At 72.4% G+C, this 26,843-nt stretch carries 29 protein-coding genes; 16 read left to right on the forward strand and 13 right to left on the reverse strand.

The genetic code is table 11. The features are described from left to right. Positions 1–34: 34 nt before the first annotated feature. Positions 35–1,126 (reverse strand): NADH:flavin oxidoreductase/NADH oxidase, encoded by a 1,092-nt coding sequence (locus tag ACFYZA_RS01100; RefSeq protein WP_388486069.1) that lies wholly within the window; start codon positions 1,124–1,126, stop codon positions 35–37. Between the two features lie 107 nt (positions 1,127–1,233). On the opposite strand from ACFYZA_RS01100, the gene ACFYZA_RS01105 reads away from it, so the two are divergent. Next, positions 1,234–1,596 carry an ArsR/SmtB family transcription factor gene (locus ACFYZA_RS01105; protein ID WP_388486072.1) on the forward strand — a complete coding sequence of 121 codons (363 nt, stop codon included), beginning with the start codon at positions 1,234–1,236 and terminating at the stop codon, positions 1,594–1,596. A gap of 29 nt (positions 1,597–1,625) precedes the next feature. Here ACFYZA_RS01105 and ACFYZA_RS01110 read toward each other — a convergent pair whose 3' ends face one another. From ACFYZA_RS01110 to ACFYZA_RS01140, 7 genes are all read right to left on the reverse strand, one after another. After that, entirely contained in the window at positions 1,626–2,969 is a 1,344-nt protein-coding gene (locus ACFYZA_RS01110) for an FAD-dependent oxidoreductase (protein WP_388486074.1), read from the reverse strand. Between the two features lie 114 nt (positions 2,970–3,083). Next, positions 3,084–3,686 (reverse strand): TetR/AcrR family transcriptional regulator, encoded by a 603-nt coding sequence (locus ACFYZA_RS01115; RefSeq protein WP_382587845.1) that lies wholly within the window; start codon positions 3,684–3,686, stop codon positions 3,084–3,086. A gap of 159 nt (positions 3,687–3,845) precedes the next feature. Continuing rightward, complete coding sequence (locus ACFYZA_RS01120; RefSeq protein ID WP_388486077.1) at positions 3,846–4,550, reverse strand: HAD family hydrolase; 705 nt, start codon at positions 4,548–4,550, stop codon at positions 3,846–3,848. Continuing rightward, positions 4,486–5,241: a phosphatase PAP2 family protein gene (locus ACFYZA_RS01125; protein WP_388486079.1), complete on the reverse strand. Its 756-nt coding sequence runs from the start codon at positions 5,239–5,241 to the stop codon at positions 4,486–4,488. Before ACFYZA_RS01125 ends, ACFYZA_RS01120 begins: the two co-directional genes overlap by 65 nt. Before the next feature lie 91 nt (positions 5,242–5,332). Beyond that, complete coding sequence (locus ACFYZA_RS01130; protein ID WP_388486082.1) at positions 5,333–6,268, reverse strand: M56 family metallopeptidase; 936 nt, start codon at positions 6,266–6,268, stop codon at positions 5,333–5,335. A 99-nt stretch (positions 6,269–6,367) separates the two neighbouring features. Further along, a complete protein-coding gene (locus ACFYZA_RS01135) occupies positions 6,368–6,931 on the reverse strand; it encodes a DUF5134 domain-containing protein (protein WP_388486085.1) in 564 nt (187 codons plus the stop codon). Positions 6,932–7,093: 162 nt separating this feature from the next. Further along, positions 7,094–7,480 (reverse strand): VOC family protein, encoded by a 387-nt coding sequence (locus ACFYZA_RS01140; protein WP_388486087.1) that lies wholly within the window; start codon positions 7,478–7,480, stop codon positions 7,094–7,096. Positions 7,481–7,555: 75 nt separating this feature from the next. On the opposite strand from ACFYZA_RS01140, the gene ACFYZA_RS01145 reads away from it, so the two are divergent. Beyond that, positions 7,556–8,104: a GNAT family N-acetyltransferase gene (locus tag ACFYZA_RS01145; RefSeq protein WP_382587833.1), complete on the forward strand. Its 549-nt coding sequence runs from the start codon at positions 7,556–7,558 to the stop codon at positions 8,102–8,104. Between the two features lie 16 nt (positions 8,105–8,120). Here the strand turns inward: ACFYZA_RS01145 and ACFYZA_RS01150 are convergent, their stop codons facing one another. From ACFYZA_RS01150 to ACFYZA_RS01160, 3 genes are all read right to left on the reverse strand, one after another. Then, positions 8,121–8,804 (reverse strand): glycerophosphodiester phosphodiesterase, encoded by a 684-nt coding sequence (locus tag ACFYZA_RS01150; RefSeq protein WP_382587830.1) that lies wholly within the window; start codon positions 8,802–8,804, stop codon positions 8,121–8,123. A gap of 71 nt (positions 8,805–8,875) precedes the next feature. Beyond that, a complete protein-coding gene (locus tag ACFYZA_RS01155; RefSeq protein WP_268251568.1) occupies positions 8,876–9,001 on the reverse strand; it encodes a hypothetical protein in 126 nt (41 codons plus the stop codon). Between the two features lie 130 nt (positions 9,002–9,131). Next, positions 9,132–9,767, reverse strand: coding sequence for a PadR family transcriptional regulator (locus ACFYZA_RS01160; RefSeq protein WP_382587827.1), 636 nt, complete (start codon positions 9,765–9,767; stop codon positions 9,132–9,134). Between the two features lie 50 nt (positions 9,768–9,817). Between ACFYZA_RS01160 and ACFYZA_RS01165 the strand changes: the two genes are divergently transcribed. The 7 genes from ACFYZA_RS01165 (at position 9,818) to ACFYZA_RS01195 (ending at position 16,840) form a co-directional block, all read left to right on the forward strand. Further along, on the forward strand, positions 9,818–10,948 hold the full coding sequence (locus ACFYZA_RS01165) for an LLM class flavin-dependent oxidoreductase (protein WP_388486090.1): 1,131 nt from the start codon (positions 9,818–9,820) through the stop codon (positions 10,946–10,948). A gap of 113 nt (positions 10,949–11,061) precedes the next feature. Beyond that, positions 11,062–12,066: an alpha/beta hydrolase gene (locus ACFYZA_RS01170; RefSeq protein WP_388486093.1), complete on the forward strand. Its 1,005-nt coding sequence runs from the start codon at positions 11,062–11,064 to the stop codon at positions 12,064–12,066. 122 nt (positions 12,067–12,188) lie between these two features. Next, positions 12,189–13,589, forward strand: a complete 1,401-nt coding sequence (locus tag ACFYZA_RS01175; protein WP_382587821.1) for a DUF6421 family protein — start codon at positions 12,189–12,191, stop codon at positions 13,587–13,589. Between the two features lie 44 nt (positions 13,590–13,633). Further along, the gene (locus tag ACFYZA_RS01180; protein WP_382587819.1) at positions 13,634–14,380 is read left to right on the forward strand and encodes an SDR family NAD(P)-dependent oxidoreductase; all 747 of its coding nucleotides are present in this window, start codon (positions 13,634–13,636) and stop codon (positions 14,378–14,380) included. Then, entirely contained in the window at positions 14,377–15,438 is a 1,062-nt protein-coding gene (locus tag ACFYZA_RS01185) for a threonine aldolase family protein (RefSeq protein WP_388486095.1), read from the forward strand. Before ACFYZA_RS01180 ends, ACFYZA_RS01185 begins: the two co-directional genes overlap by 4 nt. Before the next feature lie 96 nt (positions 15,439–15,534). Further along, positions 15,535–16,134, forward strand: coding sequence for a transglutaminase domain-containing protein (locus tag ACFYZA_RS01190; protein ID WP_388486097.1), 600 nt, complete (start codon positions 15,535–15,537; stop codon positions 16,132–16,134). A gap of 13 nt (positions 16,135–16,147) precedes the next feature. Further along, positions 16,148–16,840 carry a B3/4 domain-containing protein gene (locus ACFYZA_RS01195; protein ID WP_388486099.1) on the forward strand — a complete coding sequence of 231 codons (693 nt, stop codon included), beginning with the start codon at positions 16,148–16,150 and terminating at the stop codon, positions 16,838–16,840. A 43-nt stretch (positions 16,841–16,883) separates the two neighbouring features. On the opposite strand, the gene ACFYZA_RS01200 is transcribed toward ACFYZA_RS01195, so the two are convergent. After that, positions 16,884–17,615 (reverse strand): 1-acyl-sn-glycerol-3-phosphate acyltransferase, encoded by a 732-nt coding sequence (locus ACFYZA_RS01200; RefSeq protein WP_100572942.1) that lies wholly within the window; start codon positions 17,613–17,615, stop codon positions 16,884–16,886. Between the two features lie 265 nt (positions 17,616–17,880). On the opposite strand from ACFYZA_RS01200, the gene ACFYZA_RS01205 reads away from it, so the two are divergent. The 6 genes from ACFYZA_RS01205 (at position 17,881) to ACFYZA_RS01230 (ending at position 24,271) form a co-directional block, all read left to right on the forward strand. After that, positions 17,881–18,237 carry a TlpA family protein disulfide reductase gene (locus ACFYZA_RS01205; protein ID WP_388486101.1) on the forward strand — a complete coding sequence of 119 codons (357 nt, stop codon included), beginning with the start codon at positions 17,881–17,883 and terminating at the stop codon, positions 18,235–18,237. Between the two features lie 186 nt (positions 18,238–18,423). Continuing rightward, the gene (locus ACFYZA_RS01210) at positions 18,424–18,933 is read left to right on the forward strand and encodes a flavin reductase family protein (protein WP_382587809.1); all 510 of its coding nucleotides are present in this window, start codon (positions 18,424–18,426) and stop codon (positions 18,931–18,933) included. 200 nt (positions 18,934–19,133) lie between these two features. Continuing rightward, entirely contained in the window at positions 19,134–19,919 is a 786-nt protein-coding gene (locus ACFYZA_RS01215; RefSeq protein WP_382587807.1) for an electron transfer flavoprotein subunit beta/FixA family protein, read from the forward strand. A gap of 105 nt (positions 19,920–20,024) precedes the next feature. Beyond that, positions 20,025–20,987, forward strand: a complete 963-nt coding sequence (locus ACFYZA_RS01220) for an electron transfer flavoprotein subunit alpha/FixB family protein (RefSeq protein WP_382587805.1) — start codon at positions 20,025–20,027, stop codon at positions 20,985–20,987. Positions 20,988–21,150: 163 nt separating this feature from the next. Continuing rightward, positions 21,151–22,449 (forward strand): DUF6986 family protein, encoded by a 1,299-nt coding sequence (locus ACFYZA_RS01225; RefSeq protein ID WP_388486105.1) that lies wholly within the window; start codon positions 21,151–21,153, stop codon positions 22,447–22,449. Positions 22,450–22,537: 88 nt separating this feature from the next. Beyond that, positions 22,538–24,271 carry a protein kinase gene (locus ACFYZA_RS01230; protein WP_388486108.1) on the forward strand — a complete coding sequence of 578 codons (1,734 nt, stop codon included), beginning with the start codon at positions 22,538–22,540 and terminating at the stop codon, positions 24,269–24,271. An 11-nt stretch (positions 24,272–24,282) separates the two neighbouring features. Here the strand turns inward: ACFYZA_RS01230 and ACFYZA_RS01235 are convergent, their stop codons facing one another. Then, positions 24,283–25,320, reverse strand: a complete 1,038-nt coding sequence (locus ACFYZA_RS01235; RefSeq protein ID WP_382587799.1) for a LacI family DNA-binding transcriptional regulator — start codon at positions 25,318–25,320, stop codon at positions 24,283–24,285. Between the two features lie 159 nt (positions 25,321–25,479). Between ACFYZA_RS01235 and ACFYZA_RS01240 the strand changes: the two genes are divergently transcribed. Next, positions 25,480–26,433, forward strand: a complete 954-nt coding sequence (locus ACFYZA_RS01240) for an ROK family protein (protein ID WP_388486111.1) — start codon at positions 25,480–25,482, stop codon at positions 26,431–26,433. Positions 26,434–26,843 lie beyond the last annotated feature (410 nt).

Genomic DNA, 26,843 nt, shown 5'->3' on the forward strand with positions numbered 1-26,843 from the left:
GGAGGCCGACGGGGGACCGGCGCACCCGCCGGCGTCAGACCGAGCGGTGGTACTGGTCCGGCACGTGGACGTCGCCGCCGAGTTCGCGGGCGGCCCGGCGGGCCCACGACGGGTCGCGCAGCAGCTCGCGGCCGAGCAGGACCGCGTCCGCCTCGCCGTTCGCGAGGATCTTCTCGGCCTGCTGCGGCTCGGTGATCATGCCGACGGCGGCGACCGCGAGCGGGCTCTCGTTGTGCACCCGCTCGGCGAACGGCACCTGGTAGCCGGGGCCGGTCGGGATGCGGACGCCCGAGGCGTTGCCGCCGGTCGAGACGTCGAGCAGGTCCACGCCGTGCTCCTTGAGCAGCGTGGCGAGACGCACCGTCTCGTCGGCGGTCCAGCCGCCGTCCTCCAGCCAGTCGGTGGCGGAGACGCGGAAGAACAGCGGCAGCTCCTCGGGCCACACCGCCCGTACGGCGTCGGTGACTTCGAGGGCGAAGCGGGTGCGGTTCTCGAACGAGCCGCCGTACTCGTCGGTGCGCTTGTTGGAGTGCGGGGAGAGGAACTGGCCGATCAGGTAGCCGTGTGCGCCGTGGATCTCGACGACCTTGAACCCGGCGTCCAGAGCCCGGCGGGCCGCCGCCGCGAACTGGCCGACCACCTGCTGGATCTGATCGACCGTCAGCTCGGTGGGCACGGTGTGGCCCTCGTCCCAGGCCACCGGGCTCGGGGCCACGGTCTGCCAGCCCTCCTCGCTGTCGGGCGCCAGGGGCGCGCCGCCCAGCCAGGGGCGGTCCGTGGAGGCCTTGCGTCCGGCGTGCCCGATCTGGATGCCGGGCACGGTGCCCTGGCTCTGAAGGAACGCGGTGATCCGGCGCAGCGCCGCGACCTGGGTGTCGTTCCAGATGCCCAGGTCGGCGGGCGAGATCCGGCCCTCGGGGCTGATGGCGGTCGCCTCCACCAGGATCAGGCCCGTACCTCCGGTGGCGCGGGCCGCGTAGTGGGCGAAGTGCCAGTCGTTGGCCACGCCCGCGTCCGGCCCGAAGACCTCGGCCGAGTACTGGCACATCGGCGCCATCCAGACCCGGTTCGGCACGGTCAGGGACCGCAGGGTGTAGGGCTCGAAAAGGGCACTCGCAGCAGACACGGCATTCTCCACTCGAAACGGCCCGGGGCACCGGTGCGGTGCCGGGATCGCTTCGTACGATAACTCTCGTACTACGGGAGATGTCAAACTACGATGATTCTCGTACAATGATGCGGGTGACCACCGTGACGAACACCCGTGAACTCGCCCACCCGGCGCGCGAGGAGATCCGCCTGGAGGGCATCCTGCACGCGCTGTCCGACCCGATGCGGATGCGGGTCGTGCGGGCGCTCGCCACCACCGACGACGAGCTCTCGTGCTCGTGCTTCGTGCTGCCCGTCACCAAGTCCACGACCACCCACCACTTCCGCGTGCTGCGCGAGAGCGGTGTGATCCGCCAGGTCTACCGGGGCACCGCCAAGATGAACGGCCTGCGCCGTGCCGACCTCGACGCCCTCTTCCCCGGGCTGCTCGACAGCATCCTGGACGCGGCGGGCCGCGAGGCCGGGCGCCTCGGCGACCAGGCCTGAGCGCCGGGGAGCCCGGCGGCGGCCGCGCCTCAGCCGCCCTCCACGGCCGCGAGCAGCCCGTCCCAGTCGGGGATCTTCACCGAGCCGCGCCCCAGTGACCGGCCCAGCTCCGCCTCGGCGCGCTCGATCGCCAGCCACCCCTGCCAGGTCACCGGGCGCAGCCCCAACTCCCGCAGCGCGTCAAGGGGTTCGGCCGCCACCGTCCGTCCCGCGAGGAGCGGCGCGTCGGCGAGCAGTGAGGTCACCGTCTCCTTCGCGCAGGGGCGGTTGGTGCCGATCACACCGGTGGGGCCGCGCTTGATCCAGCCGGCCACGTACTCGCCCGGCGACGCCCTGCCCGCGCGCAGCACCCGGCCCGCCGCGTGCGGCACCGTGCCGGTCGCCGGGTCGAACGGCAGGCCCTGCGGCGGCACCCCGAGGTAGCCGACCGCCCGCAGCACCAGATGCGCCTCGATGTCCTCGTGTACGCCGGTGCCGAGCACCCCGCCGGTCCCGTCCGGCACCGTCCGCTCGAAGCGCACCGCGCCCACCCGGCCGTCCCGCTCCAGGATCTCCACGGGACGCAGATAGAACCGCAGGTTCAGCCGCCGGGCGCCGGGCCGCACCGGGCGCCCGACCCAGCCGCGCAGCACCGCCACATTGCGCCGCACGGGCCCCGGCAGCGCGGCCGGGTCGACGAAGTCCGGATCCCGGGCCAGCTCGTCCACGGCCACCGTGGCGTCGGCGCCCGGCAGCGAGCCCAGCTCGCGCAGCTCCTTGGTGGTGAAGCGGGCCTGCGAGGGTCCGCGCCGCGCCGCCATGTGCACCTCGCGGACCTGGCTGACGGCGAGCGCGCCGAGCGCGGACTGCGGCACGTCGGTCGGCCGCAGCTCGTCCGCGCCGCGCGCCAGCATGCGCGCCACGTCGACCGCCACGTTGCCCGCGCCGATCACGACGGCCGAACGGGCGCCCAGGACGAAGGCGCCCGGATCGCTGTCGGGGTGCGCGCTGTACCAGGACACGAACTCGGTCGCCGAGAAGCTCCCCGGCAGCTCCTCGCCGGGAATGCCCAGGTGCCGGTCGGACTTGGCGCCGACGCAGTACACCACCGCGTGATACAGGCGCGCCAGCACGTCCGCCGGGACCCCGCCGGGGCCCACCTCGACATGTCCGAGGAAACGGATCCGGCCGTCCTCCAGGACCGCGCGCAGGTTGTTCTGCAACGACTTGATCTTCTCGTGGTCCGGGGCGACCCCGTAGCGCACCAGACCGTACGGGCACGGCAGCCGGTCCAGGACGTCCACCCGGACCTCGTCGGCCGCGCTCAGCTCCACCAGGCTCTGGGCGGTGTAGACACCGCTCGGCCCGGATCCGACGACGGCGATGCGCAGCATGGCGGGCGCTCCTTGGAAGAGAGAACCGCAGAAGACCGCAGGGAATTCAAGGATGGCACCGCCGCGTCCACGGCGGGTAGGGGTGTGCCGCCGGTCAGGGGACGCCCTCGGCGGTCAGGGGGCGGGCTTCGGCGGAACGCCCAGCTCCCAGTCGAGCGCGTACCGCTGGAACAGCTCGGCCCGCAGCCTGGCCGCGTCCATCGGGGCGCCCGGCAGCAGCGCGGCGAACACCGCCCCCATCAGGTTGGCGCGCAGCAACGGGTACTCGGTGTCGACGTCCCGCGAGCCGTACCGCACGACGGTGTCGCGCAGCAGCGCGGCCAGGCGCTGCTGCTCGGGGCACTGGACGAAGCCCTGGGCCTGGAGGATCCCCGCCATGTGGGCCCGCATGAGAACCGGCTGCGAGTGCGTGAGCCCGAGGATCGCGTCGATCGCCCGGGCCATCCGCTCGCGCCCGTCGGCGGTCCGCGGCTCGCGCTCCAGGCCCTCCTCCAGGGTCAGATGCATCAGGCGGTGCACCGCGGACTGGAGGAGCTGGCGCTTGCCCGGGAAGTAGTACGACACCAGACCGCGGGCCGAGCCGGCGCGGTCCGCGATGTCGCCGAGAGTCGTCGCTTCGTAGCCGCGTTCCGCCACCAGTTCCACCGTGGCTTGCAGCAGCCGCTCGCGAGAACGTCTGCGCAATTCTTCATTGACCGATGCGCTGCGCGGGGACATGCTGTAACTCCTGCGTTGACTGGCTCTGAGCCAATATACTCAGGGTGTCCCAGGGCGGTACCCCTCAGTCGGGCCCCGACCTGGGCACGGGCTGCTCGTTCGGGGTGACGCGGGGGATCACCCCGGACGGGTAGCCCCTTTTGCGCCCTTCCCGCCGTCTCAGCGCCCATCTCCGGCCAACGCGAGCACGGGCAGCAGACCCTCCGGGCGTTCGTCGGCCGGCAGATGGTCCACGAAGTGCACCGCACAGCCCACCGCGGCCGCGCCCCCGTCCGCCCGACGGTCGTCGCCCACCATCAGCACCTCGGCGGGGTCCTGCCCCAGCGCCCCGCAGGCCGCCCGGAACAGCCGCTCGGCCGGCTTCTGCACCCCGTGCTCGAAGGACAGCGCGTACGCGTCCACGAAGTCGTCCAGGCCGTGCTCCCGGAAGACCGGCCGCAGGTCCCAGCCGATGTTGCTCACCACGCCGACCTTGATGCCGCGCCCGCGCAGCCCGGCGAGCACCGTCCTGGTGTCGGGGTAGGGGAGCCAGGCCGCCGGGGTCATGTGGCGGTCGTAGAGCAGGTCGTACAGGCGCTCGTCGGGCAGCTCCACCTGGCGGGCCAGACCCGTGTAGGTCCGGCGGTGGAGGTCGCCGCTCTGGTCGCGTACGGACCACAGCTCCGCCAGGTGCTCGGGCATGTGCAGCGGGTTGGCGCTGCCGGGCAGGGCCCCGGCCTCCTCCAACTCCCTTGTGTACACGGCTAGTTCGTCATCGGTCAGGGTGATGCCGGCGGCGTCGAGCACGGCGGAGAGCCAGTCACCGACCGGCTCGACGCGAAAGAGGGTGCCGGAGAAGTCGAAGAGAACGCCCTTGATCGTCATGCCCGTGATCCTCGCGCGCCCGGGCCCGCCGGTTCAAGGCCAGACGCCGGTGGGCCGCCGCGCTCAGGGTGACGACGGCCACGGCGATCAGCCAGCCGCCCACCACGTCCGAGAACCAGTGCACGCCCAGGAACAGCCGGGTGAACCCGACGCCGAGCGCGGACACCACCCCGACCACGAGAACCGCCAAACGCGGGCGGCGCCCCGCCCCGTGCAGGGCGAGCAGCCACACGAGCAGCCCGAAGGCGACGGTCACACCGATCGCGTGGCCCGAGGGGAACGCGGCATAGCCGGCCGAGTCCACCGGGTCCGGCCACCGCGGCCGGTCCCGCCCGACCGCCGCCTTCAGGCCCTGCTGCACGGCCGTGCCCAGCGCGCTCGTCGCCGCGACCCACAGTGCGAGCAGCCGTTCGCCGCGCCACAGCAGCACCGCGACGGCCACCGCGAGCAGCGCCCGCATCGCCCAGGGATCCCACACCCAGTCGGTCAGGATCCGGTTGACATGGGTGAGCCCGGGATCGGCGACCGCCCGGCGGTGCAGCCCCTCCGCGACGGACCGGTCCAGCGACATCAGCGGACCCCACCGGGCGGCCACCAGAGCCAGCAGGACTCCGGCGAGCAGGGCGCAGACGAGCCCCGCGCGCAGTGGCACGGACGGGCGGGGGCGGGCTTCGGGGGTGGCGAGGAGCATGGAAGAGATCCAAGCCCATGCGCCGGGCCGCGGCTAGGGCCCGCCCGGCGGGCCGGTCACCGGCCGCGCCCCGGACAAGACCCGGCGGCCCCTAGCCCAGCGCGTGCAGACCCGGTACCAGAGCCACGATCAGGGGGACGGCCGGGACCAGCGCGGCGTACGCGGTCAGGCGCAGGCGGTGGCTCGCGGGCAGCCGAGGGGCTGCGGACAGGAGCCGGTGCACCCGCTGGGGGAGCTGGCCGTCGGGTGCGGGGCAGGGCCCGAACACCCCTCGGTGCTCGTTGAGTTCGACCAGCGCGAGCGCGATCGTGAGGCGGCCGAAGCGGCGGGACGCCACGTCGTCGGCGGCCAGCTCCACCAGGCGGTGCATCTCGTCGCGGAACGCGGCGAACACCGGCACCTGCGGGAACCCCCGGGCGAGCGCGCCCGAACAGTGCAACAGCCAGTCGTGCCGGGCCCGCGCGTGGCCGAGCTCATGGGCGAGCACCGCATCGAGCTGACGGCCCTTCAGACGCTGAAGTGCCGCCGTGCTGATGACCAGTTGGGGCGTCTGGCCCGGCAGCCACCAGGCGTCCGGCCGGGCCGCCTCAAGGACCACGAGACGCTCGCCCGACGGCTCCTCGCCGGGCAGCAGCGGCGAGCGCAGGCGAAGCTCCGCGCGGCGCCGGCGACGGCGTGCCCAGCTGTCCCGGATCTCCCGCGTCAGCATCGCCCCGGTCCAGGCGCCGCCCAGGAAGAGCAGCACGGCGAGCGCCGCCGACCAGGGACCGTACGGGCCGAGCGCGTACGCCTCGACCACGGCGCGGGGCGCGGTCGCGAACACCTGGCCGCGCACGGTCCGCCAGGCCGACGCGGCGCTGAACACCATCGCGAGCCCGAAGCACAGCAGCACGGCCGCCACCACGCACTGCCACACCCACAGCGCCACCACCGGCTCGCGCTCGACCCAGTCGGCGCGGGCGAGCAGTCGCGGGGCGGCGACGGCGGACACCAGGCCGAGCACCAGCAACGCGAGGGAGACCGTCATGGTCTCAGCCTATGAGCGGGGCCGCCGTCATAGGTATCTCCGTGGACATCAAGTGACGCACGCCACGATGGGCCGGCCCGAAGGGCGCCCCGAGTCCGCTCAGACGGTGACCAGCATCGCCACCATCGCGATCCCCATGGACAGACGGCAGGCCAGCGCCAGTTCGGGCCGCGCGCCCCACGAGACGGCCGCGACCGGCGCGCCCCCGGCCGCACCGGGCAGCAGCCGCACCCCCGTCGACAGGACATAGCCCGCGAAGTACAGGAGCAGCACCCCGGTCAGGAACGGAACCCCGCCCGCCGTGTGGCCCTCGTGCCCGGCGTGCCCGCCGCCCCCGCCCGCCGGCGCCATCGCGAGCGCCATGTAGACCATCGCGAGCGAGCCCACCACATGGTGCAGATGGTGCGCCCCGCCCCGCGCCAGCCACAGCGCCCGCAGCGCCGCGCCGCCGAACACCACCGCGTACCCCGCGAGCATCCACGGCGGTGGCGCCAGGAACGCGGCGGGCACGGCCATCGCGGCCATCCCGAACCCCATCACCGCCTCGCCGCCCGCCGCCCTGCGGGCCCGCGCGGAGCCGCTGCGCATCCGCAGCAGACAGTACGAGCCCGTCGCCGCGCACAGCGCGACGAGCAGCCATCCGGGCAGCACCGGACCGTGCACGGCGTACCTCCCCGCTCTGTGTGACGCCCTGCCGACAGGTCGATGCCCGGCCACGGGGCCGCATACGCGGGCGCAGGGACACACAGGGGGAGCGCGCGGGAGGTCTTCGCCGGTCAGGGCGGGGGAGCGAGGCGGCCCACGGGACACCGGGGGCCGATGGGGTCAGGGGCGGTAGCGCAGCGGGTGGTCGGCGGGGATCTCCACGACCACGATGCGCACCCCGTCCGGGTCCTCGATCCACATCTCGATCAGCCCCCACGGCTCGCGCACCGGCGGCCGCGCGATCGTGACCCCGCGCCCCGCGAGCTCCTCGTGCGCCTCGGCCGCGTCGGCGACCTGGAGCCACAGCTGGAGTCCCGGTGCCGGCGGCCCCTCGGCACGGCCGGACACCTCGAGGAAGCCGCCGCCGAGGAAGTACACCGTGCCGCGTTCGGGCCCCGTACCGAACTCCCGGTAGACGGGAAGTCCGAGCCGCTCGCCGTAGAAGGCGCGCGAACGCTCGGGGTCGGTGGGGCGCAGAAGGGTCCGGCTGCTCAGTACGTGCACCATGACCAGCGACCCTAACGGGCCGGGTTACGCTCGGGAGGCCGCCGTGGCGCAATTGACCAGCAGGGAGAGCGAACGATGGACACCGCAAGGCGCGCCGCCGCACAGCTGAGCTACCGGGACGCCACCGAAGCCGACGTCGAGGCGCTGGTGCCCCTCATCGAGTCTGCCTACCGAGGGGACTCCAGCCGCGCCGGCTGGACCACCGAGGCCGACATCCTCCAGGGCCGGCGCACCGACCCCGAGGGCGTGCGCGCGGTCATCACGACCCCCGGCAGCAGGCTGGTCACCGTAGAGCGCGACGGCGCGCTCGTCGCCTGCTGCCAGCTCGAACACCGCGGCGATGCCGCCTACTTCGGGATGTTCGCGGTCTCTCCCGCGCTCCAGGGCGCCGGCCTCGGCAAGCAGATCATCGCCGAGGCCGAGCGCATCGCGCGCGCCGAATGGGGCGTCACCGAGATGCACATGACCGTGATCTCGGTGCGCGACGAGCTGATCGCCTTCTACGAGCGGCGCGGCTACCGCCGTACGGGAAGGATGACGCCCTTCCCGTACGGAGACGAACGCTTCGGCCTGCCGCAGCGCGACGACCTCGAATTCGAGCTGCTGGTCAAGGAGTTGGGCTGACCGCGCCCGTCCCGCGCTAGGCGGTGAAGCGGCCGGTGCGGCGGATCTCCGGGTAGTCCGTCGTGGCGCCGTCCAGCTGCAGGGCGCGCACCAGACGCAGGTGGTCCTGGGTGTTCACGGTCCAGCCGATCACCTTGAGGCCGGCGGTGTGGGCCCGCTCGACCGTCTCCAGGTTGAGCCGGTTGATGTCCAGGACCAGGCTCTTCGCGCCGACGGCCGCGGCCCGCTCGACGAGATCGGGGCCCCAGTCGTCGTCGACGAGCGCGGTGCGCACGCCCGGCACCAGCGAGGCGATCTCGGCGAGCGCCGCGTCGTGGAACGACAGGACCTCCACCCGGCCCACCAGGTCGCGCCGCAGCATCACCTCGGCGAGGGCGCGGGCCGCGGCGGCGTCCTTGATCTCCGCCTGGACCGGGGTCTTCACCGCGTCGAGAACTTCCTCGAACACGGGGACGCGTTCGCCCTGGCCGGCGTCCAGTTCCCGCAGCTCGGCGAGGGTCAGCTGGCCGATGGCGCCCTCCCCGTCCGTGGTGCGGTCGACCTCGGCGTCGTGCATGACGACGAGGGCGCCGTCCTTGCTGAGATGCAGATCGAGTTCGATGACGTCCATGCCCACGCGTTCGGCGTGGACGAAGGAACGCAGGGTGTTCTCCGGCTCGACACCCATGACCCCGCGATGACCGATGGTGAGGAACGTCAAGACAGGCCTCGCTTCCGTCGACGGCGCTATTGGCGCGCGATGCAGTCCCGTGCGCACGCGGCAGCCGCAGCCTAACGGCCCGCCACCGCAACGGACCCCGGCTCGCGGGGCGCATCGGAGTCGTCCGCCCGGGTTGACGCGATCCCGAGGACGAGGCCGGTGATCAGGGCTGCGACAAGGACGGCGCGGGTGCTCATGGGCGCGGCTCCGGGGTGCGGACGAGGGGCGGGAGGACTCCGTCCTACCTGTGCGGACCCGCCACGGGCCAACGCGCGTCACCCGCCCGTGGGCGAGTCCTTCCGCGCTTGACGCCCCCGCCGCGCCGCCCTACCCCGGGCCGGGCCAGCCGTCGTGATGGGCCGGATTCCCACCCTGCGGCGGCGTCAGACGGTCCAGATCCGCGAGCATCGCCCGGGCCAGCTCCAGCTCGGCCAGCTCCCGCAGCTCGCTCCAGCGCAGCGCGATCCGGGGATGCGCCCACTCGGCGTTGTCCTCGGCCCGCGCGAGCGCGGCCCGCACCTGACTCAACTCGGCCTCGGTACGCACCAGATGCTCCTCGACCAGGGCGCGCAGCCGCTCCGGCGCCGCGAGGTGCCCGAGCCAGATCCGCAGCACCAGCGGATGCTTGAGGACCGCTGGCCCGGCCGCGTCGGGGGAGTCCGCCCACGCGGCGAGCGCGGCGCGGCCCGCCTCGCTGATCGCGTACCGGCGCTTGGTGCGCGGCTCCTCGGGGCCCGAGCGCCGCGAGGTGGCGTACCCGAGCGCCTCAAGCCGGCGCAGCTCGGCGTAGATCTGGCTGATCGCGGGCGACCAGTAGAAGAACCGCAGCGAGGCGTCCGCCCACTTCTTGAGCTCGTAGCCGGTCCGCTCGCCGGGGAACGAGAGCAGCCCGAGCACCGCCCATGCCGTCGGCGGCAACTGACGTTCCGTGTCTTGCTTGTTGGAGAACTGACGACTAGTCATATGACGAATTGAAGTAAGCGAGACACGCGGACACAACCCCTGGAGGGCCCGTGAAATTCTCCGTGATCTTCGAGGCGCAGTTGGCGGATCCCACCGTCGAGCGCGAGCACCGGCTGTTCCACGACTGTGTTCAACAGGCCGTGTACGCCGAGCGGATGGGCTTCGACCGCATATGGGCGGTGGAGCACCACGCGCTGAAATGGTACGCGCACATGAGTGCCCCCGAGATCTTCCTGACCTGGGTCGCCGCCCGCACCAGCACCATCCGGATCGGGCACGGCGTGGTCTGCATGCCCTTCAACTTCAACCACCCCGTCCGCGTCGCCGAACGCGCCGCCACCCTCGACCTGCTCTCCGGCGGCCGGCTCGACCTCGGCGCCGGGCGCGGCGGCACCGAGCAGGAGACCTCGCTGTGCGGCGTCGACCGGGACCGTACGACGCGGGAGGTGGAGGAGGCGCTGCGGATCATCGGCGCGGCCTGGCGGAAGGAGGAGCTCGAGTACCACGGCGAGCTGATCGACATCGCCCCGCACCCGATCCTGCCCCGGCCCGCACAGGCCCCCCACCCTCCGCTGTTCCTGGCGTGCAGCCGCACCGAGACCCTGACCCGGGCGGCCGAACTCGGCGTCGGGGCCCTGGTGATGGGCTTCGCGGGGCCGGAATCCATCGCCGCGATGCGCCGCGCCTACGACGGCGCGCTCGCGGCCCGCACCGGCGAAGCCTTCGTCTCCACCGCCGTCAACGACCACTTCGCGGTGCTCTGCCCGACCATCGTCTCGGACGACCGCGAGCCGGCCCGGCGCGTCGGCATCCGGGGCCAGCGCTTCTTCGCCCAGTCCATCGGGCACTGGTACGGCGGCGCGGGCATCCCGGACGAGGCCGTCGTCGAGGGCTCGGACGAGGCGGCCGCGATGCGCGTCGCGGCCGAACAGGTCGTGGCCCGCCTGCACGAGCAGCACATTCCCGTACGGCCCGCCTCCACCGCGACGTTCAACGCCGACCACGCCTATGGCACCGCCGACGACGCGATCGCCTATGTGGAGCGGCTCAGGGACGCGGGCGCGGACGAGGTCATGTGCCTGATCCAGATGGGCACCGTGCCGCAGGAGGCCTGCATGGAGACGCTGCGGCAGTGGGGCGAGAGGGTCATCCCGCACTTCACGACGGACACCCGCCCGTGACGGGCACAGCCGACGAGGGGCACGACGGACCCCTTCACGACGGACCCCTCCGCGACGGGCCCCTCCGCGACGGGCCCCTCCGCGTCGGACCCCTTCACGAGGGGCCGCCGCCCGTGACGGGCGTACGCGGCGAGGGGCTCGACCGGCACCCGTCCCCAACAGGCTTACCGCGCAGGGGAGTTGACCGCCTCGCGCCCGCCGCCCGCCGCTGGGCCGACGTGCTGGCCTCGGTCTTCCCCGATGTGGGCGGCGCGGTCACCGACGCGGTCGAGGCCCGGCGGATCCTCGCCCGGGCGCCCTCGTCACCGGGTGCGCCGCCGGCGGTCGGCTCGGTGACCGACCGCTCGGTGCCGGGCCCGGCCGGCGCACCCGATCTTCCGGTCCGCGTCTACCGGCCCGCCGCGCCCGGCCCCGCCCCCACGGTGGTCTACCTGCACGGCGGCGGCTGGGTCCTGGGCGGCCTCGACCTGTACGACCGCACCTGCCGCGCGCTGTGCCGGGCCTCGGGCGCGGTCCTGGTCTCCGTCGACTACCGCCTCGCCCCCGAGGCCCGCTTCCCCGCCCCCGCCGAAGACGCTTACGCGGCGCTCCTGTGGGCCGGGCGGCACCTCCAGGACCTCGGCGGCGCCGCGGGCCCGCTCGTGGTGGCGGGCGACAGCGCGGGCGGCAACCTCGCCGCGGCCGCCGCCCTGCTCGCCCGCGACCGCCAGGGCCCACCGCTCGCCCTCCAGGCCCTTGTGTACCCGGCGCTGGACGCGGCCCGGGACACCGCCTCGTACCGCGCCAACGGCCAGGGCTACTACCTGACCGCGGCGCACCTGCGGTGGTTCTGGGCGCAGTACCTCGGCCCGCGCGGCGACGGCGGGCATCCGCTCGCCTCGCCGCTGCGGGCCGACCTCACGGGACTGCCGCCGGCCTACGTGGTCACAGCGGGCTGCGACCCCTTGTGCGACGAGGGGCGCGCCTATGTGCGGGCCCTGCGCGCGGCCGGGGTTGCGGCCGTCGGCGACCACTGCCCGGGGATGTTCCACGGTTTCGTCGGCCTGGCCGACGTGCTCCCCGAAGGCCGGGCGGCGCTCACCCGGCTCGCCGCAGCCATAGCCGTGCCATTGGCCTGACACAGGAAGAAGAGCGGCGCAACTGAAAGATCGCAGGATAATTTATCGTGCTTCCTCTTGAGGGGAAGAACCGAACGCGGATACGGTGTCTTGACGCTAGGTTCTCCTGTGGAGGAAGTGACATGACGGAAATTCTTGTGCAGGACCCGGCCGTGGGGGGCGCAACAGCCGACCGGCGGGTGGTCGACCACCCCGCCTGGCCCGCGCTCAAGAACGCCGTCGAGGAGATCCGGCCCTGGCAGTCCAAGGACGGCTCGATCGACTTCGACGCCGAGGGCGCCCCCGCCCGCGCCGCCGTCGACGCGACCCTCGACCAGGTGATAGCCGCCGTGGAGCAGCTCTCCCCGCTGCTCCCGCACGACGCCGACTACCACCGCGCGCTCGTCGAGGACCTCCGCAAGTGGTCCGACAGCGCCTTCGACGTGCCGGACTTCCTGGACTCGCTGATGCGCTTCCACCCGGCCGCCGACCGCGCCGACGGGCTCCAGCGCCTGGTCCTCTTCCCCATGTACACCCAGAACGGCAACCCCGACCGCAACCTCGAAGCGGTCGTCCTGCGCATGGTCTGGCCCGAGTGGCTCGCCGACCTCGAGGCCACCCGCTACGACAACCCGCTGTTCTGCGGCATCACCTTCGAGGACTTCACCGCGGGCTACGACACCCACTCCGCGGTCCTCTTCCCCGAGACCATCGCCGTGCGCGAGGCCCCCGAGCGCTTCACCTGGGGCGGCATCTTCTGCGACCGTGAGGCGGCCCGCTTCCGCGCCGTCACCGAGGCGTCCGTCGACATCCTCGGGCTCGAACTGCCCGAGGACATCCGGGAGTTGGTGGCCGACCAGGAGCGCTGCGAGAAGGCCTTCGTGCTGTGGGACATGGTGCACGACCGCACCCACAGCCACGGCGACCTGCCGTTCGACCCCTTCATGATCAAGCAGCGCCAGCCGTTCTGGATGTACGGCCTCGAAGAGCTGCGCTGCGACCTCACCGCCTTCAAGGAGGCCGTGAAGCTGGAGGCCGAGGGCAACCAGCACGGCCGTGACGTCCAGTACGCCGTGCTCTTCGACCGGATGTTCCGCTTCCCGGTCTCCGGCGACCGCGTCCGCAACTACGACGGTCTGGGCGGGCAGCTCCTCTTCGCCTACCTGCACAAGCACGACGTGGTGCGCTGGACCGACAACAAGCTGCACATCGACTGGGACCGCGCCCCGCAGGTCACCAACCAGCTGTGCGCCGAGATCGAGAAGCTCTACCGCGACGGCATCGACCGCCCGAAGCTGGTCCACTGGTTCGCCGCGTACGAGCTGGTCTCCACCTACCTCGCCCCGCACCCCGGATCGACCTGGGCCAAGGGCCCCGACGCCCTGGACCTGACGCAGCCGCCCCGCAAGCTCGTCGACGACGTGCTTCCGGACGAGTTTCCGCTCAGCATGTTCTATGAGGCGCTCGCCAAGAAGCTGAAGAACGTGATCGCCTCCACCAAGGGGATCACCGCCGCTTCCGCTCCGGCCGGGGCTGCCGAGTGAGCTCTCGTACGGAAGGTTCGGAAGGTTCGGAAGGGGCGAGGAAAATGAACAACGGACCTCTCAACGGCGCCGTCGTCGCCGTGGCCGGCGCGGCGGGACCCGCCGGCCGGGCCGCCCTGCTCCGGCTCGCGGAGGCGGGCGCGGTCGTGGTGGGCGCCGACGCGGACGTCGAGCGCCTGGCCTCGGCCGTGGACGCCGCGCGGTACGCGCACGGCGGGGCCACCGTCACCGGCGACACCGTCGACCTCCTCGACCTCCAGGCCACCCGCGACTGGGCCGACCGCATCCAGAAGGACTTCGGCCGCGTCGACGGCCTGGTCCACCTCGTCGGCGGCTGGCGCGGCGCCACCTCCTTCCCCGAGACCGACCTCGCGGACTGGGACCTTCTGGAGAAGCTCCTCATCAAGACCGTGCAGCACACCTCGCTCGCCTTCCACGACGGGCTGCTGCGCAGCGACCGTGGGCGCTTCGTCCTGGTCAGCCAGTCCGGCGCGCACAAGCCCACCGCGAACAACGCCGCCTACAACGCGGGCAAGGCCGCCGCCGAGGCGTGGACGCTGGCCCTCGGCGACGCGTTCCGCAAGGCGGGGGGCGAGGACGGGCCGGGGGCCGCTGCTGCGATCCTGGTGATCAAGGCACTGGTGCACGACGCGATGCGCGCCGAGCGACCCAATGCGAAGTTCGCGGGCTTCACCGATGTCACGGAGCTGGCCGACGCCATCGCCGGAGTGTGGGACAAGCCCGCCCAGGAAGTGAACGGACAGCGCCTGTGGCTGACCCCCAAGCCGTGAGGACCGACGCGCGAGCGCACCACGACCCGGCGGTGCGCGGCTTCGCCAGCGACAACTACGCCGGCGCGCACCCCGAAGTCCTCGCAGCCCTCACCCTCGCCAACGGCGGTCACCAGATCGCCTACGGCGAGGACGACTACACCGACCACCTCCAGCGTGTCATGCACAGCCACTTCGGCGCGGGCGCGCAGGCCTTCCCCGTCTTCAACGGAACCGGCGCCAACGTCACCGCGCTGCAGGCGCTGACCGACCGCTGGGGCGCGGTGGTGTGTGCCGAGAGCGCGCACATCAACGTGGACGAGGGCGGTGCGCCCGAGCGCATGGCCGGGCTCAAGCTGCTCACCGTGGCCACGCCCGACGGCAAGCTGACGCCCGAGCTCATCGACCGGCAGGCCTGGGGCTGGGAGGACGAGCACCGCGCGATGCCGCAGGTCGTCTCGATCACCCAGAACACCGAACTGGGCACGGTCTACACGCCCGACGAGATCAAGGCGATCTGTGACCACGCCCACGAGCGCGGCATGAAGGTCCATCTCGACGGGGCCCGCATATCCAACGCGGCCGCCTCCCTCGACGTGCCGATGCGCACGTTCACCAGCGTGGCCGGCGTGGACGTGCTGTCGTTCGGCGGCACCAAGAACGGGATGCTGTTCGGCGAGGCGATCGTCGTACTCAACCCGGACGCGGTCCGCCAGATGAACCACATCCGCAAGATGTCCATGCAGCTCGCCTCCAAGATGCGCTTCGTATCGGTGCAGTTGGAGGCCCTGCTCGCCAAGGACCTGTGGCTGCGCAACGCCCGCCACTCCAACGCGATGGCCCAGCGCCTCGCCGAGGGGGTGCGCCAGGTCGACGGCGTGGAGATCCTCCACGAGGTCCAGGCCAACGCGGTGTTCGCGCGTCTTCCGCACGACGTCAGCGAGCGGCTCCAGAAGCGCTACCGCTTCTACTTCTGGGACGAGAACGCGGGCGACGTCCGCTGGATGTGCTCCTTCGACACCACCGAGGACGACGTCGACGGCTTCCTCATGGCGCTGAAGGAAGAAATGGCACGCTAGCCGGAAGGCCCGGCCCCGGCCGGATTGGCGGATAAATATGCGGCCGACCGTAAAGTCATTGACTTGTGGTCGGCCGCGTTCGTACGCTCACGGGCCATGAAGCTCATACAGCGCCACCCCCAACTCGCCGCCTACCTCGTCGCGGACGAGGTCATCGACCACGAGCACCCCACCGTGCGCGAGGTGGCGGCCCGGATCGGGTCCGGCAGCGCCGACGCATACACATACGCCAAGGCGGCCTTCGAGTACGTACGGGACGAGATCCCGCACTCCACGGACTCGGGGGACCCGCGCGTGACCTGGCGCGCCTCCGACGTGCTCGCGCGGCGCACCGGGATCTGCTGCGCCAAGGCGCACGCCCTCGCCGCGCTGCTGCGGGCCGAGGGCATCCCGACCGCGTTCTGCTACCAGCGCCTGACCGAGAACGGCGCCGACCCGGCCGTGCACGGCCTCATCGCCCTCCGGCTGCCCGGCGCCGGCGTCTGGGCGCGCCAGGACCCGCGCGGCAACGTGCCGCCCGGGGTGGACGCCCAGTTCTCCCTGGGTGAGGAGCGGCTTGCCTGGCCCGTCCGCGCAGAGTTCAGCGAAGTGGACTATCCGGTACTCTTTGATGAACCGCATCCGGCGGTCGTCGCCGCGCTCAAGGCCGCGCCCGACCGCCCGTCGCTCTGGCCGATCTACCCGACCGAACTGTGAGGCACCACCGATCATGACGCTCACACTCACCGTGTCCGACGAGGTCCGCGCCCTCGCGCCCGCCTTCACGTACGTCGCCGTCGAGGCCACCGGGCTCCTCAACGCGCCCAGCGACACGGCGAGTTCGGCCCTCCTGGACGACGCCGCCCGCCGTCTCGCACAGCGCCTCGCGGGCCGGGCCCCGCACGAGGACCCGCACATGGCCGCCTGGCGCGCGGCCTACACCGCCTTCGGCTCCAAGCCCAACCGCACCCGCAACTCCGCCGAGGCGCTCGCCAAGCGGGCGCTCGCCGACGGCGGCCTGCCCCGCGTCAACCGGCTCGTCGACGTGTACAACGCGATCAGCGTCGCCCATCTGGTACCCGTCGGCGGCGAGGACACCGGTCGCATCAAGGGCTCGATGCGCCTGGTGCGGGCGAGCGGCGAGGAGGCGTTCCACACCGTCGCGGGCGGCGAGCCCGTCGTCGAGCACCCGGACGCCGGCGAAGTGGTGTGGTGCGACGACGAGGGCGTCACCTGCCGCCGCTGGAACTGGCGCCAGGGCGTGCGCACCAGGCTCACCGAGGAGTCGGCCGACGCGCTCTTCCTCCTGGAGGGCATGGCCCCGCACTGCGATCTGGCCGCGGCCGGCGCCGAACTGGCCGAACTCCTGGAGAAGTTCAGCCCGGGGGCGCGGATCACCGTCCACCCCCCGGCCGGCGCCTGAGCGCCCTCCGCGCCCTGCGCGCCCTCCGTGCAGGAGTGACGATTCAGCCGGCCGCCTCGGCGGCCTTCACCTGCTCGGCCGTCGGCGCGGTGCCGCCCAGGTGCGCCGGCACCCACCAGGTGTCGCTCGCGTCCTTCGGGCGTACCGGATAGGCGCGCTGGGCGGCCTCCAGGAGCTCCTGGCAGCGCTCGCGCAGCCGCCGGGTGATGGCGCCCGCGTACTGGTCGGCGGGAGCCTCCACGGGCTCGCCGACGCGGATGGTGACCGGGATGTGGCTGCGCTTGAAGTTGCGCGGCCGCCCCTTGGTCCACACCCGCTGCGTTCCCCACAGCGCCATCGGGATCAGCGGCACCCCGGCCTCCTGGGCCAGCCGCGCCGCGCCCGACTTGAAGCTCTTGAGCGTGAACGACTGCGAGATGGTCGCCTCCGGGAACACCCCGATCACCTCGCCGGAGCGCAGCGAGGCGAGCGCGTGCTGATAGGCGTCCTCGCCCTGCTTGCGGTCGACCGGGATGTGCTTCATGCCGCGCATCAGCGGGCCGGAGATCTTGTGCCGGAACACCGACTCCTTGGCCATGAAGCGCACCAGGCGCTTCTGCGGCAGCGCCGCGAGCCCCGTGAAGATGAAGTCCAGATAGCTGATGTGATTGCTGACGAGCACCGCCCCGCCCGTGCGCGGGATGTTCTCCGAACCCTGGGTGTCGATCTTCAGGTCGAGCGCCTTGAACATCGCACGTGCGGCGCCGATGACCGGCCGATAGACGAGTTCTGCCATCTGAGGGGAGACCCTTCGTGTGCCCGGGGAGGGTGCTCCCGGAGTCATAAGTTACGCGCCCGTAGGTTTCGGGCTTTGGGCAGATGGTGCCCGATGCGAGCCGAGCTGGCCAGTCCTGGCGCTGTGCGCAGGGGAGATTCTCGTCACGTCTTCGCAGGTCGGGGCCCGGGGGGAATCATTGCGGGCCGCTGCGTGCTGCAACCGTACGTCAGCGCAGGTAGTGGCCGCGTGAAGACGCGGAGGGGCAGGCGGAGGTGGAGGTCGCGTGAGTGACGACGGCGGGCGCAGGCTCGGCGAGGCGGAGTTGGGGGCCGGGCTCGGCGAGCGGGCCACGCTGGTGCAGTTCTCCAGCGCGTTCTGCCAGCCCTGCCGGGCGACCCGGCGCACCCTGGCCGAGGTGACCCGCATGGTGGACGGCGTCGCCCATGTGGAGATCGACGCCGAGGAACGGCTCGTTCTCGTACGGGAACTGGGCATCGAGCGCACCCCGACGGTGCTCGTGCTCGACGCCGCCGGGAGCATCGTGCGCCGCGCGGCCGGACAGCCGCGCCGGGCGGACGTCATCGCCGCCCTCGGGCGGGCGGTGCGAGAGGCCCCGGGAAAGGGGCCCGACCCGCAGTGAGGGATCTCCCACATGCCGGAAGCCACTTGACTGCGACCGCGCTCAATCGTCAGTCTGACGATGTGCCGACAGACCTCCTTCTCTATGGACGCGCCCATGTGGACCTCGCCCGCAACGCGAGCGCGCGCTGTCCGGGCTGCTGATCACCCGCAGCCCTTGTCGCACCTCTTGCAGAAGGACAATTCCATGACGGCTTCGCCCGAGCTCGGTACTGCCCAGACCGCTTCTCCCGAACTGCTCAGGTCGGTCTTCCGCCAGCACGCCGCCGGTGTCGCGGTGATCACCGCCCAGCGCGGCGGCCGGCCCGTCGGCTTCACCGCCACCTCCCTCAACTCCGTTGCCGCCGAGCCCCCGTTGCTCTCCTTCGGGATCGGCACCGGCTCCTCCAGCTGGCCCGTCGTCGCCGAGGCCGACCACATCGGCGTGCACATACTCGGCGAGCACCAGCAGGACCTGGCCGCCACCTTCGCGCGCAGCGGCGCCGACCGGTTCGGCCCCGCCACCCAGTGGCGCACCGGCCCCGAGGGCGTGCCCGTCCTCGACGGCGTACTGGCCTGGCTGGTGTGCAAGGTGGTGGCCCGCATTCCGGCCGGGGACCACCGCATCGTGCTCGGTCAGGCGGTCGTCGGCGACCCCGCGGGGGCAGGCCGCCCCCTGCTCTACCACCAGGGCCGCTTCAACGCGCTGCGCGACTGAAAGTTCCCTGATCACGTCGATTACTCACCGTTGGCAACGTCACAGTTCAAAGCGCTTGCTTACTGGGAACAAGCTGGGTGTACTGGCGAGTAATATTTCGGTGGGAGCGCCGGTCGCCCCGACCGGAAACCGCCCCATCAGGCGCCTATGCTGCGTGCAACAAGGCAGCCCAGAAATGACGATGCAGTAGGAGAGCCGGCGTGAGCTTGAGGATCGTTGTCTGTGTGAAGTACGTGCCCGACGCCACCGGCGACCGGCACTTCGCCGATGACCTGACCGTCGACCGCGACGACGTCGACGGCCTCCTTTCGGAGCTCGACGAGTACGCGGTCGAGCAGGCACTGCAGATCGCCGACGAGGCGGACGACGCGGAGATCACCGTGCTGACCGTCGGCCCCGAGGACGCCAAGGACGCCCTGCGCAAGGCGCTGTCCATGGGCGCCGACAAGGCCGTCCACGTCGAGGACGACGACCTGCACGGCACCGACGTGATCGGCACCTCGCTGGTCCTGGCCAAGGCCGTCGAGAAGACCGGCTACGACCTGGTCATCTGCGGCATGGCCTCCACCGACGGCACCATGGGCGTCCTCCCGGCGCTGCTCGCGGAGCGCCTCGGCGTCCCGCAGGTCACGCTGCTGTCCGAGGTCTCGGTCGAGGACGGCGTCGTCAAGGGCCGCCGCGACGGCGACACCGCCTCCGAGCAGCTCGAGGCGTCCCTGCCGGCCGTCGTGTCCGTGACGGACCAGTCGGGCGAGGCCCGCTACCCGTCCTTCAAGGGCATCATGGCCGCCAAGAAGAAGCCGGTGGAGTCCCTGGACCTGGGCGACCTGGACCTGGAGGCCGGCGAGGTCGGCCTCGAGGGCGCCTGGACCGCGGTCGACTCCGCCGCCCAGCGTCCGGCCCGCACCGCCGGCACGATCGTCAAGGACGAGGGCGAGGGCGGCAAGCAGCTCGCCGAGTTCCTGGTGAGCCAGAAGTTCATCTAAGTGCCGCACCGGCCCGGGAACCTTTCGGGCCGAGTCCGCGCTTAGGGCTCGCCGAGCCCCTCAACCGCCCGCCTTTTCTTCGCACTTGCAGGAGATTGAAGTCCCATGGCTGAAGTTCTGGTCTACGTCGACCACGTGGACGGCGCCGTCCGCAAGCCCACCCTCGAACTGCTGACGCTGGCCCGCCGCATCGGCGAGCCCGTCGCCGTCGCGCTCGGCGCCGGTGCCGAGAACACCGCCGCGGCCCTCGCCGAGCACGGCGCGGTCAAGGTCCTCACCGCCGACGCCCCCGAGTTCGCCGACTACCTCGTCGTGCCGAAGGTGGACGCGCTCCAGGCCGCCTACGAGGCCGTGTCCCCGGCCGCCGTGCTCGTCCCGTCCTCCGCCGAGGGCAAGGAGATCGCGGCCCGCCTCGCGGTCCGCATCGGCTCCGGCATCATCACCGACGCCGTCGACCTCGAGGCCGGCGACGAGGGTCCGGTGGCCACGCAGTCCGCGTTCGCCGCCTCCTTCACCACCAAGTCCCGCGTCTCCAAGGGCACCCCGGTCATCACCGTCAAGCCGAACTCGGCCGCCGTCGAGGCCGCCCCGGCCGCGGGCGCCGTCGAGGCCCTGACGGTCACCTTCTCCGCGCTCGCCACCGGCACCAAGGTCACCTCGCGCACCCCGCGCGAGTCGACCGGCCGCCCCGAGCTGACCGAGGCCGCGATCGTGGTCTCCGGCGGCCGCGGCGTCAACGGCGCCGAGAACTTCTCGGTCATCGAGGCCCTCGCCGACTCGCTCGGCGCGGCCGTCGGCGCCTCGCGCGCCGCGGTGGACGCCGGCTGGTACCCGCACTCCAACCAGGTCGGCCAGACCGGCAAGTCCGTCTCGCCGCAGCTCTACATCGCCAACGGCATCTCCGGCGCCATCCAGCACCGGGCCGGCATGCAGACCTCGAAGACCATCGTGGCCGTCAACAAGGACGCCGAGGCCCCGATCTTCGACCTGGTCGACTACGGCGTCGTCGGCGACCTGTTCCAGGTCGTTCCGCAGCTGACCGAAGAGGTCAACTCTCGCAAGGGCTGACCTGCGCGTTCAATCCGGTCCCGGGGCCGCGTGGTGATCTTCACCGCGCGGCCCCGGGCGGTTTCGGACAACCATTGACGCAGGAGGACCGGCCTACTAACTTCGCTATACGGATTGTTGATTCCGTGAAGCGGAAAAGTTTCGACCGTGTGGAGGATGCAGGATGGGTCAGCAGGAGCAGGTGGCAACGAGCCTCGCCGGCGTCGTCAGCGAGGAGATCAGTGCCTCGCTCGTCGCCGTGGACGAGGAACTCGCCCGCCGTTACCCGGGCGACCCCGGCACCCGCCAGCCCGTACACACCGTCTACGTACCCGGCGACGCCTTCACCGCGGACACCATCCGCACCTGGGGCGACCAGGCACTGGCCGCCCTCGACGAGCACGCCCCCGACGCCGCCTCCTTCGCCCGCGTCCTCGGCATCGCCGACGAACTCGCCCAGCCCGTCTACGACCGGGTCCGCGCCAAGCTCACCCGCGAACCCATCGAAGACCTCCGCGTCGACTTCGAGGACGGCTACGGCCCGCGCCCCGACGCCGAAGAGGACGCCGACGCCGCCCGCGCCGCCCGCCTCATCGCCGAAGCCTTCAAGAACGGCACCGCGGCCCCGTACATGGGCATCCGCATGAAGTGCATGGAAGCCGCCGTCCGCGACCGCGGCATCCGCACCACCGACGTCTTCCTCACCACCCTCATGCACAACGGCGGCCTCCCCGAAGGCCTCGTCCTCACCCTGCCCAAGGTCACCTACCCCGAGCAGGTCACCGCCTTCGTCCGGCTGCTCAGCGCCTTCGAGAAGGCGCACGGCCTGCCCGAAGGACGGCTCGGCTTCGAGATCCAGATCGAGACCAGCCAGTCCATCCTCGCCGCCGACGGCACCGCCGCCGTCGCCAAGATGATCGACGCCGCCCAGGGCCGCGCCACCGGCCTGCACTACGGCACCTTCGACTACAGCGCCTGCGTCGGCGTCTCCGCCGCCTACCAGGCCAGCGACCACCCCGCCGCCGACCACGCCAAGGCCGTCATGCAGGTCGCCGCCGCCGGCACCGGCGTACGCGTCTCCGACGGCTCCACCAACGTGCTGCCCATCGGCACCACCGAACACGTCCACGAAGCCTGGCGCCTGCACTACGGCCTCACCCGCCGCGCCCTGGCCCGCGCCTACTACCAGGGCTGGGACATGCACCCCGGCCACATGCCGACCCGTTACGCGGCCGTGTACGCCTTCTACCGCGAAGGCCTGGAACAGGCCGCCGGACGCCTCGCCGCCTACGTCGCCAAGACCGAGGGCGACGTCATGGACGAACCCGCCACCGCCAAGGCACTCAGCGGCTACCTGCTGCGCGGCCTCGACTGCGGCGCCCTCGACAACGCCGAGGTCGCCCGCCTCACCGGCCTCACCCGCGCCGACCTCGACGCGTTCGCCTCACCCCGCCGCGGCAGCCTCACCGTCACCGCCCCGTAGCACCGCCGGGACCCCACGGCAGCACCGCCACCACCCCTGCCCCGTACCCTGTACGCGACCACAATCGCCACACAGGGACGGGGCAGCGGTGACCACGGGGGAGAGCCAACTACTGGCGGGCCGGTACCGGGTCGTCGCGCGGCTCGGCCGCGGCGGCATGGGCGTCGTGTGGCGCGCCCACGACGAAGTCCTCGGCCGCGAGGTCGCCGTCAAGGAACTGCGCACCTTCACCGACGCCTCCGCCCCCGAACTCGGCGACCTGCGACTGCGCATGCAGCGCGAAGCCCGCGCCGCCGCACGCGTACGCCACCCCTCGGTCGTCGCCGTCCACGACGTCACCGAACACCAGGGCCGCCCCGTCATCGTCATGGAACTCATCGACGGCCCCTCCCTCGACGACGTCCTCGCCGAGCGCGGCGTCCTGGAACCCGGCGAAGCCGCGGCCATCGGCGCCACGGTCCTCGAAGCACTCGCCGCCGCCCACCAGGCGGGCGTCCTGCACCGCGACGTGAAACCCGGCAACATCCTCCTCGACGCCTCGGGCCGCGTCGTCCTCACCGACTTCGGCATCGCCGCCATGGACGACCCCGGCGACGGCTCGACCGCACACCTGACCCGCAGCGGCGAACTCGTCGGCTCCCTGGACTACTTGGCACCCGAACGGGCCCAGGGCCAAGAACCCGGCCCCGCCTCCGACATCTGGGCACTCGGCGCCACCCTGTACGCCGCCGTCGAAGGCGCCACCCCCTTCCGCCGCACCTCCACCTGGTCCACGCTCAACGCCATCGTCGTCGAACCGCTCCCCCCAGCCCGCCGGGCCGGCCCCCTCGCACCCGTACTGCGACGCCTCATGGACAAGGACCCCGCCCGCCGCCCCGACGCCACGACCGCGTCCCGCCTCCTCGCGGAAGTCGCCGAGGCCGCCGGCACCACGAGCCCCGAGCCCAACGGGCCGACAGCCCTGCGCACCACGCCGATACGGGCCACCGCACAGCCCGCCCCGCCGCGCAGCGCGACCGTACGCGACGCGGTACCCCACCGTCCCGAGGGATTCGGGCCGCCGGCCACCCCGGCCCCCGAACCCCCGGCGGCACCCCAACAGCCCGAAGGCTTCGGCCCCGTGGTGAGCGACGTTCCACCGGGACCGGGCCGGCCCGCGACGCCCGGCCGAGGACGCGGCAAGATCCTCGTCGCCGCCGCGGTGGCCGCCGTCGTACTCGTCGGCGCAGGAGCCGCCTACGCACTCCTCGGCCAGGACGACACCCACGGCGGGCAGCAGGCGGCAGGAGCCGCGAACAGCACGGCCCCCGGCGCCGCCGACGACCAGGTCGGCGCCGCGGGCCTCGCCACCGCCGGCCCCTCCACTCCCGCCCCCAACTCGCCCACACCCAAGCCGAGTTCGAGCACCAAGCCGCCCGCCAAGAACGACCCCGCGCAAGGCGACGGGACCGCCAGGACACCCGACCCGAAGAAGAACACCCCGAGCGCCCCCGCCCCAGGAGGCGCGGGCGACAAGCCGGGCGGCTCCGCACCCCCGGCGGGCAGCTGCGCCCCCATCGCCGGCGGCAAGTACAACTGCCAGGTGTGGCGCGCCGCCAAGTCCATTCGCCCCAACGGCGCCGCCGCGGGCGTACTCAACACCGGCACCAACTACTTCTACTGCCAGAGCGACCTCGGCCGCCGCGAGACCTACGGGAAGTGGACCAACACCTGGTGGGCCAGGACCGACGACGACAGCGGCAACACCAACGTCTACGTCAGCGTCGTCTACCTCAAGGGCGGCGACAACAACCAGCCCGTACCGGGCCTGAAGACCTGCTGAACCACAACCCGCTACCCGTCGCCGGGCGGCGGGAGCTCGCCCGAGCCACGCTGGATCAGCACAGTGGGCAGCTCGACGCGAGCGGGCGTCCCGTCCGCCCCGTCCAGCCGCCGGAAGAGCAACTCCGCCGCCGTACGGCCCAAAGTGGCCGCGTCCTGCGAGATCACCGTGATGCCCAGCAGATCCGCCAGCTCGATGTCGTCGAACCCCACCAGAGCCACCGGCCGCTCCCGGCCCGCCAGCACCCGCACTGCCGTGACCGTCACCCGGTTGTTGCCCGCGAACAGCGCCGTGACCCCGCCCGGCCCCGCAAGCATCGACTCGGCCGCCGCACGCACCCGCTCCGGGGACGTCGAGCCGAGCGACACCCAGGACTCCTCCACCGGCAGATCCGCGTCCGCCATCGCCGCGTGATAGCCGCGCAGACGCTCCGTGGCCGTGTGGATGCGCGGCTGGTCGCCGATGAAGCCGATCCTGCGGTGCCCGTGCGCGATGAGATGGGCCACGCCCGCCCGGGCCCCGCCGAAACTGTCCGACAGCACCACGTCGGCGTCGATCTGCCCGGCCGGACGGTCCACGAACACCGTGGCCACACCCGCCTTTATCTCCGGCTCGAGATAGCGGTGGTCGGACCCGGCCGGAATCACGATCAGCCCGTCCACCCGACGGGCACAGAACGCCAGCACCAACTCCTGCTCACGATCGGCGTCCTCCGCGCTGGAACCGTTGATGAGCAGCGCCCCGTGCTCCCGCGCCACCTCCTCCACGGCCCGGCTGAGCGGCCCGTAGAACGGGTCGGCGAGGTCCTCGAGGACCAGCCCGATCGACGCCGTGCGGCCCTTGCGCAGCACCCGCGCGCTGTCATTGCGGCGGAAGCCCAGCGCCTCGATGGCCTCCTGCACCCGGCGCTCGGTGTCCGGGGTCACCCCGGGCTCGCCGTTGACCACCCGGGACACCGTCTTGAGGCCGACACCGGCGCGCGCGGCGACATCCTTCATCGTCGGGCGGTTGCCGTAGCGGGGCTCGTGGTGGCGGGCGTTATCGGCCACAGTGCGCTGTCCTGTCGTCGTCGGGAGCCGTCCGGCGGGGTCCGGTGCCATAACGGTGTGTGTGGCGTCGAGCATAGGCCCTGGACAACGTTGTCACATGCAGGGAGACTCTCATCTTGACCTGCTGTTACCCGTCCCTCACCAGGAGATCCGACCTCGATGCACACCGACCTCGTGGCCGCGCTCGACATCGGCGGCACCAAGATCGCCGGAGCGCTGGTGGACGCCGACGGCCGGCTGGTCCTGCGGGCCCAGCGGCCGACTCCCGCCCATGAGGACGGCGACACGGTGATGCGCGCGGCCGAGGCGGTCCTCGCCGAGCTGACCCGATCCCCGCTGTGGGAGCGCACGAGCGCCGTCGGCATCGGCAGCGCCGGGCCCGTGGACGCCGCCGCGGGCACGGTCAGCCCCGTCAACATCCCCGGCTGGCGCGGCTTCCCGCTGGTCGAGCGGGTCCGCGCGGCCACCGACGGACTCGACGTCGAACTCGTCGGCGACGGCGTCGCGATGACCGCGGCCGAACACTGGCTCGGCGCGGCCCGCGGCCACGACAATGCCCTGTGCATGGTCGTGTCCACCGGCGTCGGCGGCGGACTCGTTCTCGGCGGCAAACTGCACCCGGGCCCCACCGGGAACGCGGGCCACATCGGCCACATCAGCGTCGACCTCGACGGCGACCCCTGCCCCTGCGGGGCACGCGGCTGCGTGGAGCGGATCGCCAGCGGCCCCAACATCGCCCGCCGCGCCCTGGACCACGGCTGGCGCCCCGGCCCCGACGGCGACACCTCGGCCGCCGCCGTCGCCTCGGCCGCCCGCGCGGGCGACCCGGTCGCCGTCGCCTCCTTCGAACGCGCGGCCCAGGCGCTGGCGGCGGGCATCGCGGCGACCGCGACCCTCGTCGAGATCGACGTCGCGGTCATAGGCGGGGGAGTGGCCGGCGCCGGCGACGTACTCTTCGCACCGCTGCGCCGCGCCCTGCGCGAGTACGCCACGCTCTCCTTCGTCCAGAACCTGACGGTGACCCCCGCCCTGATGGGTACGGACGCGGGTCTGGTGGGGGCGGCGGCCACGGCGTGGGCGAGGCGGTCGGAGGGGGCGGCGTTGCTGAAGTGACGGACAGAATCTGAAAGTTGATCGCCGTCAGCTGCCATCCGTCATTCGCCGTCCGCCACCCGCTCCCCGCCAGCGCTCCGACCACTGACCCCGCCCCCACCCCGCACCCCCGCCACCGACCTGACGCTTCGTCACACTCCTCTCGCCACCCCCGTGAGATAGGACGACATCATGCCCCTGTCAACCGCTCCGGTCCGGCGAGCGTTTCCGGTAGGGCTTGTTGGACTCTGTTGGGTGAGAAGCGGTAACGGTTGCCCGGCATTGCGTCAAAACCCTTGACGGCACTCTGACTTGAGGGTGTTATCCAAGCCTCGCGTTTGGTTGTGTTGGGTTGCACCCCGGAGGAGGGGGACATGGCGCAGTCATCGTTCAACGGTCCTATGGCGCCCGATGGCGTGGCAGAACATCGG

The organism is Streptomyces sp. NPDC001828, assembly GCF_042892175.1.
GTDB lineage: Bacteria > Actinomycetota > Actinomycetes > Streptomycetales > Streptomycetaceae > Streptomyces.